The 15,525-nt window shown below is 43.5% G+C and carries 11 protein-coding genes; 2 read left to right on the top strand and 9 right to left on the bottom strand.

Annotated features, from left to right (window positions below):
- Positions 1 to 37: 37 nt before the first annotated feature.
- Together aat and trxB are read right to left on the bottom strand one after the other, a co-directional pair.
- Positions 38 to 862 (bottom strand): leucyl/phenylalanyl-tRNA--protein transferase, encoded by an 825-nt coding sequence (gene aat / locus PCRYO_RS02230; RefSeq protein WP_011512796.1) that lies wholly within the window; start codon positions 860 to 862, stop codon positions 38 to 40.
- Entirely contained in the window at positions 863 to 1,885 is a 1,023-nt protein-coding gene (trxB, locus tag PCRYO_RS02235) for a thioredoxin-disulfide reductase (protein WP_011512797.1), read from the bottom strand.
- A 725-nt stretch (positions 1,886 to 2,610) separates the two neighbouring features.
- Between trxB and PCRYO_RS02240 the strand changes: the two genes are divergently transcribed.
- Together PCRYO_RS02240 and PCRYO_RS02245 are read left to right on the top strand one after the other, a co-directional pair.
- Entirely contained in the window at positions 2,611 to 5,904 is a 3,294-nt protein-coding gene (locus PCRYO_RS02240) for a DNA translocase FtsK (RefSeq protein ID WP_083759459.1), read from the top strand.
- A 283-nt stretch (positions 5,905 to 6,187) separates the two neighbouring features.
- Positions 6,188 to 7,681 (top strand): amidase, encoded by a 1,494-nt coding sequence (locus tag PCRYO_RS02245; protein ID WP_011512799.1) that lies wholly within the window; start codon positions 6,188 to 6,190, stop codon positions 7,679 to 7,681.
- Positions 7,682 to 7,723: 42 nt separating this feature from the next.
- Here PCRYO_RS02245 and PCRYO_RS02250 read toward each other — a convergent pair whose 3' ends face one another.
- From PCRYO_RS02250 to PCRYO_RS02280, 7 genes are all read right to left on the bottom strand, one after another.
- Positions 7,724 to 8,638 (bottom strand): DODA-type extradiol aromatic ring-opening family dioxygenase, encoded by a 915-nt coding sequence (locus PCRYO_RS02250; protein ID WP_083759460.1) that lies wholly within the window; start codon positions 8,636 to 8,638, stop codon positions 7,724 to 7,726.
- Positions 8,639 to 8,730: 92 nt separating this feature from the next.
- Positions 8,731 to 9,219 carry a 23S rRNA (pseudouridine(1915)-N(3))-methyltransferase RlmH gene (rlmH, locus tag PCRYO_RS02255; protein WP_041752952.1) on the bottom strand — a complete coding sequence of 163 codons (489 nt, stop codon included), beginning with the start codon at positions 9,217 to 9,219 and terminating at the stop codon, positions 8,731 to 8,733.
- A 246-nt stretch (positions 9,220 to 9,465) separates the two neighbouring features.
- Positions 9,466 to 10,005, bottom strand: a complete 540-nt coding sequence (locus PCRYO_RS02260) for a DUF421 domain-containing protein (RefSeq protein WP_011512802.1) — start codon at positions 10,003 to 10,005, stop codon at positions 9,466 to 9,468.
- Between the two features lie 122 nt (positions 10,006 to 10,127).
- Positions 10,128 to 10,643: an ABZJ_00895 family protein gene (locus tag PCRYO_RS02265; RefSeq protein WP_011512803.1), complete on the bottom strand. Its 516-nt coding sequence runs from the start codon at positions 10,641 to 10,643 to the stop codon at positions 10,128 to 10,130.
- Between the two features lie 39 nt (positions 10,644 to 10,682).
- On the bottom strand, positions 10,683 to 12,734 hold the full coding sequence (locus PCRYO_RS02270; protein WP_226939324.1) for a D-alanyl-D-alanine carboxypeptidase/D-alanyl-D-alanine-endopeptidase: 2,052 nt from the start codon (positions 12,732 to 12,734) through the stop codon (positions 10,683 to 10,685).
- 146 nt (positions 12,735 to 12,880) lie between these two features.
- The gene (locus PCRYO_RS02275) at positions 12,881 to 13,492 is read right to left on the bottom strand and encodes a 3'-5' exonuclease (RefSeq protein WP_011512805.1); all 612 of its coding nucleotides are present in this window, start codon (positions 13,490 to 13,492) and stop codon (positions 12,881 to 12,883) included.
- Between the two features lie 26 nt (positions 13,493 to 13,518).
- Entirely contained in the window at positions 13,519 to 15,462 is a 1,944-nt protein-coding gene (locus PCRYO_RS02280) for a DUF294 nucleotidyltransferase-like domain-containing protein (RefSeq protein WP_011512806.1), read from the bottom strand.
- Between the last annotated feature and the right edge of the window lie 63 nt (positions 15,463 to 15,525).

Here is a 15,525-nt window from a genome sequence, read left to right on the forward strand (position 1 = left end):
GCCAGATCAACTTTAGATTTTAAAATAAAGTAATAAACTAGAGGTTTAATTGCCAAGGTTGCAAACTCCCTAACAGCGGTACCGCTAGAGGCTTATGCGAGTTTTTGTGCCAATTATCTGAACTATTAGATATTAATATATCTAGTTGAGTCAAAAACTCAGTACGTGACAAGGTGATAGCACCTAAACTCATGAGATGATCGTTAGGGAGTTGACAGTCGACAAGATTAACATTGCTGTGCTCACATAAGCGCATCAAGCCCCAAAATGCTAGCTTTGATGCATTAGAAGCGATATGGAACATCGATTCACCAAAATAAATACCGCCTATTTTTAAGCCATATAAACCACCAACGAGCGCGCCTTTATCATCCCAAACTTCAATACTATGCGCGAAGCCTTGAGCATGTAGCTCAGTATAAGCTTCAATCATCTCATCATGAATCCAAGTATGTTCGCCAACAGGCTGACTTTCATTAAGATCGTTATTAACGCCATTACTACGCGGTAAACTACAAGCGTGTATGACTTCATCAAAAGCTTGATTCAGTGTCAACTGCCAACGACTACGGTTTGCTAGCTTACGTAGCGATTTACTGGGCTGATAGTCTGTCGGCTGCATCACACATCTGGGTTCAGGGCACCACCAAGCAATTGGCTCATCGTCATTAAACCAAGGAAATAGACCCTGTGCGTAAGCAGAAATCAGCGTCTCAGGAGCTAAATCTCCCCCGATAGCCACAATACCCATACCTTCAGGATCTACTATCGCTGGCTCTGGAAAGTCATAACGCCCAAGACTTTTGATATGTTGAACAAAAGCCTCAGGCGTTGTATGACCATCGTTAACAAAATCGCTCATTTACGCTTCTTTGTCAGCTGTCAACGTTGAAGCATAAGTATGATCTTGAGCGACCGTTTCGCCTATTGCATCTAGGTACTTTTCAGCATCAAGTGCTGCCATACAGCCCGTACCAGCAGAGGTGATCGCTTGACGATAGACGTGATCTGCGACGTCACCTGCGGCAAAGACACCTTCGATACTGGTTTGGGTAGCGTTACCATTGAGACCGCTGTTGACGATCAGATAACCGTCTTTCATCTCTAGCTGACCTTTAAATAAGTCAGTATTCGGCTTATGACCAATGGCAACAAACATACCAAACACGTCCAGTTGCTTGGTGCTGCCATCAATCATAGATTCAATGACCACGCCATTAACGCCCATATCATCACCAACCACTTCTTTTACGCTGTGGTTCCACTCGATTTTGACATTACCATTTTTGGCTTTTTCAAATAGTTTATCTTGTAGGATTTTTTCTGAGCGTAAGCTATCACGGCGATGGACTAAAGTGACTTCAGCGGCGATATTTGATAAATACAGCGCTTCTTCAACGGCCGTGTTACCACCACCGATAACTGCCACTTTTTGGTCTTTATAAAAGAAGCCATCACAAGTTGCACAAGCAGAAACGCCAAGACCACGGAATTTGGTTTCTGACTCTAGACCTAGATACTGTGCTGATGCGCCGGTTGAGATAATAAGAGCATCACAGGTGTAATTGCCGTTATTACCAGTCAGCTCAAAAGGACGCACATTTAAATTCACAGCATTGACATGATCATAAACCAGTTCAGTACCAAAGCGTTCGGCATGGGCTTTCATACGCTCCATCAATGCAGGACCAGTCAAATCATGTGCATCACCCGGCCAGTTATCGACTTCGGTCGTCGTCGTGAGCTGTCCGCCGACTTCCATACCGGTGACCATAACAGGCTTTAGGTTGGCGCGTGCTGCATACACAGCGGCAGAATAACCAGCAGGACCTGAACCTAAAATAATGAGTTTTTCGTGGCGTGGAGCAGTATTATCAGTTGCCATAAGATTTCCTTGCTAGAGCAATAAAAGTGAAAGGGTTCAACGTTAAAATAATAAGTAGATATTATAAGTATTATAAAAGATAAGCGTAAAAATGACGACGTATCTGGTTATTATGGTTGCTATGTGATAATAACATAAGGGCTAAGAGCAAAAAGTGCAAGTTTGCTAAAACAAATATGGGTATCATTAGAACTAAAGTATCTGCAGCTTGAAATTTTAGTACCAAAAATTAGCCCATATTCAAATATAGTCAGTGAAAAGTGATATATAAACATCACGTACTGCTGGTATTAATTTGTCTTGCTTGCTGTGCCTACGCAGACAGAGGCTATAAAAAATTTATACCAGCAGTAACGTAGAGTTCTTAATATATTTTGGTTAGATTCTAATGCAAAAAGAACAGGCATCATTTTTTACTAGCTGCATTTTTGGCTAAATCACTACTGGATTGATTTTCTTATGCGCTTTATTGATAACACGGTCGCCATGGCAGCTATGTATTTGTTATTATAAGAAGTTGTATGCCGCGCACAAAACAAAAACAGCAATGCGGTCAATATTTTGTCGTAGTATTTTAGATAAAGTTTTTGTGTTATTACGCCACATCAGTCGTAACCTATTACAGCAGTTTCTATCAGGAATTTATGTCAGCATGATTAAGCTTAATCATGGTTTGACGACTATTGAGTATTCATGACGAGTATTAACAACAAGGCAGATCTTACGTGATATCAGCACCAATTATTGATTACTTAAAAAAGGGCATATTTACCTTACTGGGATTACTCCTCGCGGTTTATTTGTTCGTGATTTTGATGACTTATACCGGTAATGATCCCAGCTGGTCGCATATCAGTAGTGATATGACGACCATTAATAATATGGGCGGCGAGATGGGCGCATGGCTCTCAGATTTGCTGTATAGCTTCTTTGGTTTTGGTGCGTGGTGGTTACTGGCGTTTCTGGTTTATGAGTCAGTGCTGATTTGGTGGGACAATAAACCGACGTTTTGGTTATTACGCTTGGTTGCTTATGTGTTTTTAATATTGAGCAGCAGTGCCTTATTTGCCCAGATGATCGCATTGGTGCAGCAGGTAGCAGATCCAATATCTTCAGGACTCAAAGGCGTTGCTGGCGGTATTATTGGTCTTGAGCTACAAGCGAGGCTAGCACAGCTATTGTCGCAGTGGGGGAGTGTGACGTTTTTGGCAGTGTTTGTCGCTATTACGACCACCTTTGCCTTTAATATTCATTGGTTAAGTATTTACGAAAAATTCAAAACTTTGTCTTGGTTTGGGTCAGGTGTCAAAAACCTTGATAGCAGCCTTGATGCTAGTCAAATAACACAAGAAGACAATGCTACTAGTGCTGCCGATAAACAAGGTCGTGATATAGCAATAAGTGATACTAATACTCCAGAATATGAGCAATTGCCTCTTGAGTTGCAAGTGGATGAACAGGCTAACAATAAACAGCAAGACAATAGAAGTGGTCGTTTTAATAGCGCATTGACAGACTTTTTATCGTCTTCAGGATTGGGTGCCAGTGTAAAAGCTTCTATGGCAGCCGCTGCGCAAGTCGCCAGTGAAAGTACCAAACGAGAAGAGCAGCTACAAACTGCAGCCGCCACAACGACTAGCAATAGTGCTTTTAATCTAAATAAAACATCAGTACCTGCTACCAATGCTACGCCAATGCCTATCAGAAAGGTTGAGCCAAGTTTTGCATGGAACGATGCAAATACTGTCGCTGATTTATTAGCAAACCAGATAGAAAATGAGCAAGATACGATACCTTATGATTTCGTAAATGCTCCATATTCAGAGGCATCAGCTGCTGCTTCTGTTGACAGCTTAAATACTGACATTTCTTCTGCTAGCCCAGTTCTTGATATCACTCAAGAGGAGGCTCAGCAACAAGCAGCACATTCGTTAAATGATTATGCACCGAACATGTCAACTACGCAGCCAGATATTCCTGAATCAGCGCCTAGCGTCGATAGCTTAGTGGATGCATGGTTGGCAGAACATGCGGCAGTGCCGGAAGCGACTGATTTTAGCCATGAACAAGAATTATCTGCCGTAGAGACATTAACAGAAACTGCAGCTGCACCTGTTCAGCAGCAAACTACTATCTCACCAAACGACATTACTGACGACATTCCTAATAATGCTGCAAATGACTTGTTGAACGATTTGGAGTCTTTTTCTGATGCTGATGCTGATGTAGAGAATACATCAGAAATAATAGATATGACACCGACCAATACCCCGCCTGCAAATCCAAAAGCACCACCAATAGCAGAGAGTACGGCTACCATATCAAGTATCGAGTCAGCCACAGTAACTAAACCAACTATGAGTTTTGCAGTCCCAGAAGGTGATAGTAGCAATCATATTACGGATATGATGCCAGAAGACGACAATGTTTATGATAGCACTGACGAGATTGATGCTCCCGTTATGCCTCATATTAGTGATGATGTTGCATTCAGTCAAAAATCACGCTCGATGCAAACGGCTGCCTATCGTAGTAGTCTGTCGCCGATTCCAGAGATGTCGATCTTAGATAAGCCAGACCCCAATCGTCAGCCAAGCTATACGCTTGCTGAGCTTGAGCAGTTATCAGAGCTACTGGAAATTAAATTACAAGAGTTCAATGTCAAAGCAAATGTTGTTAATGCGATTCCAGGACCTGTCGTCACTCGCTTTGAAGTAGAACTTGCGCCTGGGATAAAAGCCAGTAAAGTTACGGGAATTTCACGTGATTTGGCACGCTCATTATCAATGGCATCTTTACGTGTGGTTGAGGTTATTCCTGGTAAACCCTATATTGGTATCGAAGTACCCAATAAACAGCGCGAAATGGTACGTTTGATTGAGTTGTTGGATACCGAAAAATTTAAAGATCCTAAAGCGCAAATCAGTATGGCGATGGGTAAAGATATTGGCGGTAAAGCTATTATTACTGATCTTGCACGAGCGCCGCATATGTTGGTCGCTGGTACGACGGGTTCTGGTAAATCAGTCTTGGTCAACGCGATGTTACTATCGATGCTGCTCAAATATACGCCGAACGAGCTGCGAATGATTCTTATCGATCCTAAGCAGCTTGAACTTGCCAACTATAATGATATTCCGCATTTGCTGACCCCAGTCGTTACCGATATGACTGAGGCGGCAAGTGCCTTGTCATGGTGCGTCGCAGAGATGGAACGTCGTTATCAGCTTATGAGCTTGCTAAAGGTGCGTAAACTAAATGAGTTTAACAAAAAAGTGATCGCTGCTGAAAAATCAGGCAATCCAATGCTTGACCCATTATGGCGACCCAATGACAGCGTAAGTATTAGCCAAGCACCAAAGCTAAAAACCTTACCGATGATTGTCATCGTTGCAGACGAGTTTGCCGATATGATTATGCAGGTCGGTAAGCAGGCAGAAGAGTTGATTACACGCTTGGCGCAAAAATCGCGGGCAGCAGGGATTCATTTAATCCTTGCGACTCAGCGTCCTTCAGTTGATGTGATTACTGGTTTGATTAAAGCCAATATTCCGGTACGAGCAGCGTTACGAGTCAACTCAAAAGTCGATTCACGGACTATTTTGGATAGTGGTGGCGCAGAAGATATGCTTGGTAATGGCGATATGCTGTTCTTAGGGCCTGGGCAAATTGAACCTGATCGTGTCCATGGTGCTTATGTCAGCGATGAAGAGGTCAATAGCGTCTGTGATGCATGGCGTGAGCGCGGTGCGCCTGATTATATCGACAATATGGCAGGCAATTTTGAATTGTCTAGTCCTAGCGGTGGCAGTAGTGCTGCCAATGCCTCTGGTGAAGATGATGACCTTTACAACGAAGCCGTTGGTTTTATTATGGAGACTCGTAAAGTTTCCGCTTCTAGTATTCAGCGTAAATTTAGCATTGGCTATAACCGCGCCGCGCGTATTGTTGACTCGATGGAAGAGGCTGGACTGGTCAGTTCAATGGGTAAGAGTGGTAAACGTGAGCTACTAATGTAGAGCTTATGTTTGACTGGATGGTAAAAAGACGATTTACGAAAGTAACTCGTCTTTTTTATTGAAGATATTAAGGAATTTTATGTAGTAAAAGGTTTTAGGAGTATTATTTTCAGGCTATCAATTGCCCCTATCAAATAGGATTCTAAATACCGTAAATGACTAATGAGTTTGTTTATTCATTATAAACAGTGAGGTTTTATACTAAACTGATTACTGTCTATAAATCGGATACATATTAATCTTTTAAAATTTTAATTTGATTATTCTCCAAGGAAGGTCGGTTATGTTTAAAGAATATACCCAATACGATGCATTAGCACTCGCGGCATTGGTCAATGCTGGGGAAGTCAGTGCCAAAGAGTGGCTGGATGCAGCAGTCTATCAAGCCAATCAGCTCAATCCCAAATTGAATGCTATCATTCATCGTTTTGACGAGCGCGCTTATGCTGCAGCGCAGGCGGGACTGCCAGCTGGTGTATTTAACGGCGTCCCTTATTTATTAAAAGATTTGTCATTTAGCTTCACTGATGAGCCGATTACGATGGGCAGTCGTAGCGTCAATATCATCTCAAAAAGCGATAGCGAAATCGTCAAGCGTATGAAAGCTACGGGTGTGAACACTTTTGGTAAGACCAATACCCCAGAATTTGGCTTGATTATCACCACTGAGCCAAAAGCACATGGCGTGACACATAATCCTTTTAAAAAAGGCTATAGCTCTGGTGGCTCATCGGGTGGTAGTGCGGCGGCAGTGGCAAGCGGTATCGTACCGATGGCAGGCGCGGGCGATGGTGGCGGCTCGATACGCTTTCCTGCTGCATGGTGTGGTACGTTTGGACTTAAACCCAGTCGTGGACGTAACCCAATGGGTCCCTTATTTGGTGAAGGCTGGGAAGGCGCAGTAGCCGATCATGTAATTACACGTAGCGTGCGTGATAGTGCAGCGATGCTTGATGCGACTAGTGGTGCTGAGATTGGGGCGCCTTATGTCATAGCGCCGCCTAAAGGTACTTTCTTAGAAGCGGCGATGCGCGCTCCACGACAACTGACCATCGCCTTGCATCAACAGCCATTGGTCGCTAATACTATGGTCGATAAGGAAGTGCTTACCGTATTAGAGCAGACAGCTAAGCAGCTAGAAGCCATGGGTCACCGCGTAATACCGGCTGAACCTAATATTAATATTGAACAATTCTGGCATAATTTTTTAGTCGTTGTTTGCGCGCATACTGCGTTTACTATTGATAATATTGAGCGTTGCTATGGTGCGCAGCATATACAAAATCTTGAACCGCAAACGTATAATATGGCAATGTTAGGACGTTCATTATCGGCTGTTGATTTGGCGCACGCCAAGCATGGCTGGCATGATAGCCAATATCAAACCGGTCTTCTGCTAGAGACCTACGATATGATTTTGTGCCCAACCGTTCCAACACCGGCAGTAAAACATGGCGTATTACCACCAAGTCGCATGGACGAAATGCTGATGCGCAGCGCTGGTTTGCTAAATAAAGGCATGGATATGGGCAAATACGCTTTTAGCTCAGGCATGATTGAAAAGTTAAGCTCGCCAGTGCTTGGGAAGATGGGTTTTACCTTATTGGGTAATATTACAGGCTTGCCAGCCATGTCGTTGCCTGTCGGTATGAGTAAAAAAGGTCTGCCGATCGGTATGCAATTGATTGGGCGTATGAATGATGAGACGACGTTATTGAGTGTAGCAGGCGAAATGGAGCGTGGAGGTTTATTTACCAAACTTGCTTTTGAAAAGTAGTGTGGTATACCTGCATATATCTGACGCTTTGATTGAGAGCCTTTAATCAAAGCGATAGATATCCATGCCTAAGCTATGATGCGCCATACTTTGATGCACGACTGAGACACGTTGACCGGCACCTAAGGCAAAAAATAGCGGCAGTAAATGCTCATCACTTGGATGGATATCTTTATAGTCAGGATATTGCTGCCAGTCTAGGGCGCTTGGGATGTCGGTTTTGAGCTGTTGTAGTAGCCAAACTTTAAAATCTTTTGCGGTTTGATCAATACTGTCTGCTTGCCAGCGTAGCGCTTGCAAATTGTGGGTGATATTCCCTGAACCGATAATCAAAATTTGCTCATCACGCAGCCGTGCCAGTTGCGCGCCCAATTGATAGCAGGCGATACTGTCATAATACTGTGGCAAGGATACTTGTACGATAGGAATATCAGCCTGTGGATACAGGTGTAAAAGTGGCGCCCATACCCCATGGTCACTGACACGTAAAGGATTGACCCTACAAACAATACCACGGGCACTCAGTTGCTGCGCCAAGGTCTCAGCAAGTGCTGGATGACCAGCAGCAGGATATTGCAGCTCATATAGCTCTGGAGTAAAACCTGAAAAATCATGCCACGTTTTTGGCTCAGGATTGCTGCTGATCTCAAGTTTCGCGGATTGCCAATGCGCGGACATAATGACGATGGCACGAGGTTTGGGTAAGTTTTGTCCTATACGAGCTAGCGCGCTCGTCGTAGCAGATTGCTCGATAGCCAGCGTCGGTGCACCATGCGATATAAACAGCGCTGGTAACTTAGGGCGCTTTGCCGCGCTCGATATGATAGGCGTATCTGTCCAAGCCGCCGCCGCCGTAATTGGCGTCGATATTAGTGGGCTATGCAAATCGTCGCGATTATCATCGCGTTGCGGATTGATACTTTGGGCATTGGGTGTTGCAGGTTTAGGATGTCTCATGTGGCATTTATTAGGGCGTGCGTCCATTTTTCAATCTGTTGTGTCACTGTGATTGATGATGTTTTCCTACGGGATAGTTTTCTATTGCTACTTTAATTACCACGGTGATAAGGGTGGTTATGATTGATACTCATCGCGCGATATAGCTGCTCCATGAGGACAACGCGCACTAAAGGATGCGGTAGCGTAAGCGCCGATAACGACCATTTCACATCTGCTTTTGCCAATACCTCTGGTGACACACCATCGGCACCACCGATGACCAAAGCGATATCATCGCCTTGCTGCATACCATCAGACAATTTATCTGCCAAATTTTCGGTCGATAGCATCTTACCCTTGACATCAAGTACCCACAATTGCTCACGTCCTGCTACAGCATGAGCGGCTAATATCGCCTGACCTTCTTGCTCACGGTATTGAGCTAAATTGGCATCTGATGGATTCTTAGCACGTTTTGCCGCCGCAATTTCAACGACTTCGGTAGTGAGCATAGGCTGAATACGCTTATGATATTCATCGAAACCAGTTTGTACCCACTTGGGCATTTTATTACCTACGGTCAAAATTCTTACTTTCATAACAGCTGCCATTTTAAGAAGTGGTTAAATAAATGTAATAAGAAAACCTGTTAAATACTAGATTCTTTGCTCAAGACGTATTTGATAAATAATTATTCTGTATGATTTTAATGCTTTCAAAGCCCACTTACTTACTAATAGTCCAACAGCTACCTAAAAAGGATAAAGTAAGACAAAGAGAAGAGTCATACTGCTCTATCCTTTTTAGAGCTGATCAAGTTTTTAGTAAAAATTTTATCAACTGTATTACATAAGCGGAGCAATCGTCTCTGAGACTGTGTCTTCTGCTTCTGGATCATCATTAGAGGTATTCGGTTTTGGAATAATGGTGAGTTTAGCATCCGACTCAAAAACAACGGCTTCAACCTCATCAAAATTATGAATACCCTCAGAGCGCATGGCACATTCAATTTCTTGGCGGGTCAAACGTTCATCGCGCATGGCATCGGGTAAAAACTGCCCTTGATAAAAGACAATGCGCGGCTCAGATAAAATAAAGCTGCTAAATTGTGGCGAAATAGAGGCGTATTTGGTGACCAAAAATTGTAATAAATACAGTGAAAGAATAGCCGCCATACCTTCGATAATCGGAATATCTTTGAGTAAAATTGTGCTGGCACTTAATGACCCAATCATCACCGTAACAATCCAGTCAAAATTATTTAGCTGAGAGGTTGATCGTTTGCCTGAAATTTTAGTAAACGTAACAATCAAAACGTAGACCACGACCGTGGTCAGAATAATACGTCCAAGCTTATCAACATTGTCAAAAAAAATCATTTCCATGGTCTTATCTCCTATTCATCAAAGTTCATCAGCGTAAATACAGCGTAACGGAATTTAGAGATGAATAGGGCAAAAACTTTGTAGTTGCTTGTTTATAACGTTCAATTGTTGAAAGTAAGCAATTAAGCGCCCTTGCGATTAGGGTCGAGCAAACGATTGATAGCCCAAATACTGATGCGTGCGCTTACTAAGCTTAGTACCAATATCATGACCAATGCAGAAACCAGAGGCAGAGGCTGCTGCATACTCATCTCAAGCAGTACTTCACGGCTGATGGCATCAAATAAAAATACCCATATCCCTAGAAAGTAAATCATAGTGAGTAGCCAAACCACGATAACGCCGCCAAACATCAAGCGGTTGATCTCGTCTCTATCTAGTGCCCGCTGCTGGTGCTTGATAAACTTATGCACGGAAATATAAGCGCCCAAGACGACAGACAGCACAGTAACCAATTGCGCATTGAGAGCAAGCTTGGTTTGAATCATCATAAATACAGAGCTGGCAAGCATATAGCCAACGGCAAAAAACCCAATATAGAGCATCAATTTGGGTTGAGTGGCAGTTGTATTTAAGTGTGATCCTTTACGTCCTGATGGGGTGATAGGTTTGCTAAGTGACGCGGGCTTACGTGACATAAAATGTCCTTTATAAAGTAAATAATCTGGCGTAAAAAATTAATGCTGCGCTGTCCAATCTAGCATGGCGTCCAGTACCGTTCTTGCTGTATAAGTATTTAGCGCTTGCTCATTATTGATCAGTCCCACTACCACATAATCCTGTCCTGATAAGCCTTTGACATAGCCTGCCATCGAAGTGACATTGTTTAAAGTACCTGTTTTTATCCAAGCTCGACCAATGGCGTTTGATTCTGGTAAACGCTCGCTATGTGTCAAAATGGTGCCACTGACGCCAGCAATACCTAACGAGTTTACATAAGCATTAAAGCTTGGGTGAGCGTAAGCATAAGTCAGCAGCTCGCTTAGATTAGCAGCGCTGATAGTACAATCACGGCACAACCCAGAACCATTGGTCAGATGTGGCGGCGGCGTGCTTAGATGCGTTTGCCACCATTCGTTGATGGTTTGTAAGGCAGCAGGGTAGCTCGTTGTCGCAGGCTTACCAAATTGATATAAGCTGTGCTGACTATTAATAGCTTTATCGACGTTTTTATTAATGGTTGGATTAACGGTTTCATCTTTGGGTTTATGATAAGCGCCTATTGATAGCGCCACTTGTTCAGTCATCACATTATTAGAGAAATGATTGATATCATAAATTTGCTGCGTTAAGTTTAAAGAAGGATAACTAACAATTGGTAAAGGCGACATTGGTAGAGCTGCCAAACCGCGCGCTGATATGGATTTCTTATTCTTATATGGTGTTTCTTGAGCGACAACGTTGCCCGTTAGCGTATTATCCAGTGCTTGCCATTTGGCTTTGATCACGCGAGCCGCAAAATCTTTGGCATCAGGATAAGCGACATAAAAAGCATGGTTGCCGCAGTTATCGGGTAAAGAGGTATCAAAGGTCAGCTGAGTTGCTTGCCACTGCGGCGCTAAGCTATAACGTGCTTGACCACAGGCAGAGGGGCGTATATTTATCTTACTTGGCAACTTATAATCTGCCAGCTGCGGCGTATAAGTCAGCTGTGCTTGGGCATTATTTAATGGATAGCTTTGGATACCAATAGTACTGAAATTGACCAGAAAACCATCGGGACTGGCGTTATAAGGACGTAAAGGCGCGTTATCAAATGCCGCAGGATCTTTAGTGACATGGTTAAAAATAGTGCTATCTACAATGATATCGCCATCGATATGACGGATGCCTGCTGCTTTCACTTTATAGAGCAATTGCTGTAAGCGCTCATGGGTCATTTTTGGGTCGCCACTGCCTTGAATTATCAAATCACCAAGCAATGTATTACCAATGATAATACCAGTATGATAAACGCGCGTATGCCAGACAAAGTCAGCGCCTAAGATATCTAAGGCAATAAAGCTAGGAACGAGTTTCATCGTGCTGGCGGGCGTACGTGCTATGTCAGGCTGATGATTGAGTAATGGCGAAAACGATATTTTTATTGAGGTCTCACTGTCAGATTTTTTATTGTCGCTGTTATTATTATCTGCGCCGTTAGCACTGATATTGTCGTTCTGACTGGAAGAATAATTAGCAGTATTTAACACGTTTTCTGGCAGTAATGACGGAGTACTCATCAAGCTTTGGTGGGTATAAGGATCATCGGTATAAGCGTGTAATTGTCTGTCGTGCTGTCTGATGGTTTGCTTTTCGATGGTTACTAACGCGCTTTGGTAATTGGCTAACGGCTTAGGACTCTGCTTGTTTCGAACCAGTTTTTGCTTGCTGTTATTGGCATCAGTATTTATCTCGTCTGAGCTTGCAGGCTGCAATTGATTGACCGCCTTTTTCCTGTCGATAACCTGAACGGCAGAGGGCAAGCGGCTGGCGTTTTTGTCACCCACTGGCGTAATGACAATACTGATGTCTGCTGCGCTTAAATGGGCTCGCGCTAATGCCGTTTCAATCTCTTGCGGTAAGGCAGCGTGCAGATGTAATGGCACTAAGGTAGGAGCGACAACTAATGCCAATAAAGATAGACGTTGACCGATATTTTTCAGCGTTTGCAAATATTGGCTAATGGCTGTTGTGCGTATAGAAGGGTTATGAGTTCTAAGTAGAGTTGGTTTTACTAAGGAGCGCATGAGCAGCCTATCATCAGGTGGCAAAAACAGGCTATGGTAACATGAGTTACTGTTTTCGCGTAGCTGTAGCATGTAGTTGTAAGCGTGCTTTTATTTTAATCTTTTATCTTAAAGCCTTGTCTAAATAATGCATTTTAGCCATTATATTAGCGCATATGCAAAAATGCCATTGCCGTCATGATGGCGTCATTATAAGCATCGTGGGTGCCAAGCTCAGGAATATTATAATGCGCCAAGATACTATTCAAATGCTGTGCTTGGCTTGAAAGCCCTTGGCTACGACCCATCATACGCCGGCTATAAAGGGGGCGGATATCGATAATCTCATTGGGCAAATGAGTACCCATATAATGCTTTACTAAAGGGTTTAAGAACCCGACGTCTATTTGCGGACAAAACCCCACAAGTGGCCGATTGCTAATAAAGGGCAATAGTAACCCCAGCATCTCATCATAGCTCATCGCATGCTCAACATCGGCGGTGCGCAGTCCATGAATGACAATGGTATCGCCCTCAGGCATGACAGGCGGTCTGCAAAGCAGATGCAGCCCATTTCCTGTATCAATCTTATCGCCATTGATATGAATGGCAGCTACCGATAATAGGTGATGCTTCTTTGGATTGAGTCCGGTCATCTCACAATCAATCGCAACCCACTGCTCATCGACAGGTGCCGTAAACATTGATGCCAGTTCAGGTCGCTGTAATTGGTTTTTTTGCCAAGCAGTAGACAGCTGTTTTAGCCAGTTCATCGTCATCTATCTCCAAGGCTAACCGGTTTACCTTAACCAAATTCAAGCTGATAATGTCGGCTTAACTGGTCTTTAAAGCTTTTTACTACCGCCAAACACTCTTTTAATAAATCACGCTCAAGGGCAGACAAGGTCGTTGGATCGACTTCTTTTGCATGCTTATTGTCTGTCAATAAAGCAACCGATAGGCGCTGCGCCATAAAGAACTCTAATGCCTCAAGTAAGGTATCGGCACGCTCTTGGGTTAAGGCCCGAGCTTGAACCAAAGCTTTCAGACGACCTTTGCTGCTAGCATCAGTAAAGAGATCGTTTTCTAACGCCAAGGTACGGATACCATGTACCAATGGAAAGATACCCGCTTTTTTGAGGTCAATAGTATAAGCGCTTGGTTTACCACCTAATAACGGTACTAGCTTTTGCCACCATTGATTGACATCGCCGAACTGTAGCGCTGCTCGTGCAAATTGGCGCACGAACATCAAGTCTGACTGCCTATGGGCCGTCTTCAGATGTTCACGAACCTGCGTCAATAGCGTTTCATCACCGCAGACATATTCACCATCAAATATAGCGGATAAATAAATACTGTGCATCGGGTCAGTGTTTTTAAACCATAGACTAATCTGCGCTTTAAACGCTTTTAATGGTTGCCGCCACATGGGATTATTCATCATAATGTTGCCGTCGCATAGCGGATAGCCAAGTTCTGCTAAGTGCTGGTTAAAGGTATCGGCAAATTGTGCCAGCTTAGGGTGGTCATAACCATCACGCATGATGAGCGCATTGTCTTGATCGGTACGCATGATTTGCTCGCCGCGACCCTCTGAGCCCATGACGATAACACAGGTATTCTCCATTACTTCATCAGGAACGATAAGTTGCCAAAGTTTGGTAAATACTTGCGCGTTAAGGGTTTGTACCATGCGGCTGACGTTGCCCATTTTGATACCGTTTTGATGCTGAGCACGTATATATCGCCCAATGAGTTCAACTGCGGTCGCCAAACTTGGCAAATCTGTGGCTTGGTTAATTTGAATACTAATCAGCTGAGAATGATGACCAATATGAGCAAGCATATCGCCTTGTGCAAGCACACCGATGACTTTACCATTGGTATCTATCACTGGTAACCTGTGAATGCGATAGCGAGTCATGGTTAGTAACGCATCACCAATCTCATTATCAGCGTTAATGGTTCGCAGATTAAAACTTGCATAGTTTTGACAAGGCGTTGTAACAGTGTTTTGTTGGTCGCTGACGGCGCGGCAGATATCATTATCGCTGAGGATACCCAAGGTACGATCGGAGCTATTTTTATCTTGTAAATGTCCTGGTGGGCGTATCAAAACATGCTTCAATCCAGCCTCAGTCATGGTACGTGCTGCTTGATATAGACTATCGTCTGCGTCAACGATATGGACTGGTAGTAAAGTAATATCAATCACCGGCTGTAGCATGATTTGCTGTACTTCCTGAGGGTCGTCATAGCTGGTAGCGTCAAGTTTTTTTCCACCATGCCTCAGCTGTAAAGCTTTTAAACGCTCTGGCAGATTTTCTGACAATAATTGGCGTACGAAATGGTTTTGGGCACCGATTTTATCAATGATTACCCCATTTACTTGCAGCAATAAAGTATCTTCGACAGCGCGAAACTGATAAGCAGCCGGCTGCGAATCAATGTTTTTATCTTCTTGCAGCCCATCTTCTATGAGCGACTCTGGTGAGCGCCTGCTATCAAACCAATCATTACTATTAAGATGGGCAGTATGGTTGTTGCCCAAATAAGAGGCGACAAAATCACCATCTAACAACTGCTCGACATGACCTTTAAGCACCACATAGAAGTACTGCAAATCATCCGCTGGTAACATCTCATCTTTGGCAAGATAACGCACTTGGGTATTTTTTTTGATACTTTGGCGTTCAGCGGCATTTAATACATCAAATGGTGGTTGGGTAAAATCAAGATGGGGCATGGCATCATCCTTGATGGCATAAGCAATAAGAGGGATGTAAGTATGATAAATACAGTCAGGGAA

The sequence above is a fragment of the Psychrobacter cryohalolentis K5 genome (assembly GCF_000013905.1).
In the GTDB taxonomy this organism is placed as follows: Bacteria; Pseudomonadota; Gammaproteobacteria; order Pseudomonadales; family Moraxellaceae; genus Psychrobacter; species Psychrobacter cryohalolentis.

What these genes read in the sequence shown, in the direction of transcription:
- aat (WP_011512796.1), bottom strand. Translation starts at nt 862, where the DNA reads ATGAGCGATTTTGTTAACGATGGTCATACAACGCCTGAGGCTTTTGTT.
- PCRYO_RS02245 (WP_011512799.1), top strand. Translation starts at nt 6,188, where the DNA reads ATGTTTAAAGAATATACCCAATACGATGCATTAGCACTCGCGGCATTG.
- PCRYO_RS02250 (WP_083759460.1), bottom strand. Translation starts at nt 8,638, where the DNA reads ATGAGACATCCTAAACCTGCAACACCCAATGCCCAAAGTATCAATCCG.
- trxB (WP_011512797.1), bottom strand. Translation starts at nt 1,885, where the DNA reads ATGGCAACTGATAATACTGCTCCACGCCACGAAAAACTCATTATTTTA.
- PCRYO_RS02280 (WP_011512806.1), bottom strand. Translation starts at nt 15,462, where the DNA reads ATGCCCCATCTTGATTTTACCCAACCACCATTTGATGTATTAAATGCC.
- rlmH (WP_041752952.1), bottom strand. Translation starts at nt 9,219, where the DNA reads ATGAAAGTAAGAATTTTGACCGTAGGTAATAAAATGCCCAAGTGGGTA.
- PCRYO_RS02260 (WP_011512802.1), bottom strand. Translation starts at nt 10,005, where the DNA reads ATGGAAATGATTTTTTTTGACAATGTTGATAAGCTTGGACGTATTATT.
- PCRYO_RS02275 (WP_011512805.1), bottom strand. Translation starts at nt 13,492, where the DNA reads ATGACGATGAACTGGCTAAAACAGCTGTCTACTGCTTGGCAAAAAAAC.
- PCRYO_RS02265 (WP_011512803.1), bottom strand. Translation starts at nt 10,643, where the DNA reads ATGTCACGTAAGCCCGCGTCACTTAGCAAACCTATCACCCCATCAGGA.
- PCRYO_RS02270 (WP_226939324.1), bottom strand. Translation starts at nt 12,734, where the DNA reads ATGCGCTCCTTAGTAAAACCAACTCTACTTAGAACTCATAACCCTTCT.